Source organism: Methylobacter svalbardensis (assembly GCF_037671525.1).
Classification (GTDB): Bacteria; Pseudomonadota; Gammaproteobacteria; order Methylococcales; family Methylomonadaceae; genus Methylobacter_A; species Methylobacter_A svalbardensis.
The window spans coordinates 1-1,003 of record NZ_JAWPOH010000181.1; the positions used below are offsets into that span (position 1 = coordinate 1).

Genomic DNA, 1,003 nt, shown 5'->3' on the forward strand with positions numbered 1-1,003 from the left:
TTATGAACGTAATACATGGCGCTTGGATTCCAAAAAATACCCAAGACTTTATTCAATCGGGTGATTTTTACCTGTGGGTAGAAAGCGACGAGCTTAGCAGTAAGCCAAAAATTCCGCTCCATCCTCAGCACTTACCCGAAAAACTTTGTTTGGAATTTCTAAAAAATGACACGCTGTCAGCACCTATTAGTGCAGGGCAGGGGGCATTGCTCTCGCTACTTTTTCCTACCTCCGAGGGCAAGCCGTTGCCGTCACCGGAGTTGCTACGTGTTGAACCTAATGAAGCAGTAACGCTGCAAAGCTGGCAAGTCTATGCCTATCCGTTACAAACGCCCATAAAAGCGATTAACAACATCCATTTTTTGTGTTGTTTTCAGGCTGGCCTGAATACCCGTATCGGTAGCGACTTGCTGTTTTGGTATTACTTTAGCCAATCGTTAAAACAAATTCTCCTCAAGGATCAGTATATTCCGCTGCTGTTGAGCAGAAAAATGGGGAAGAACATCGAGCTATATCGGCGTTGGCAAGCGGTATCCAGCAACTATGAAGGCTTGATCCTAGCGGCTGTTACACAAATGCCGTTAGCTTGCAGCCAGCAATATCAACCTGAGTCGTTATTAAGGCATTTTGCTGAAGTGGTCATTAATGAACTGCTGTCAGTCGCCGCCCGTGATATGCCGCAGATTTTTATTAAAAAAGTTCAGTATGATTTTTTAGAAACCATCTTGCTGGAACAACAAACAACAGAGCCACTCAGAACTTGTCAGCAGCTACGCGATGAATTTAAACACTGGCAGCACTGGCAGCAAAAACTGTTGGGAACTGAGGCGCAAAGTACCCTGCAATTAGGTTTGCAATTGCTGGAAGCCGATGCTGATCACGTTGACCAGTGGCGTTTAGTTTTCTTCCTTTCTTCACACAAAGATCCCTCGCTTAAATTGGATTTGGCAGAATTTTGGGCTGATAAAGAGCATTTTCATCAGCGGTTACAGCAGCAATTCGG

Annotated in this window: 1 pseudogene; it reads left to right on the plus strand. The window is 44.7% G+C overall.

What is annotated here, in order from left to right:
* Positions 1 to 1,003 (plus strand): annotated as a pseudogene (locus tag RW114_RS20730) (ATP-dependent helicase); the annotation flags it as partial.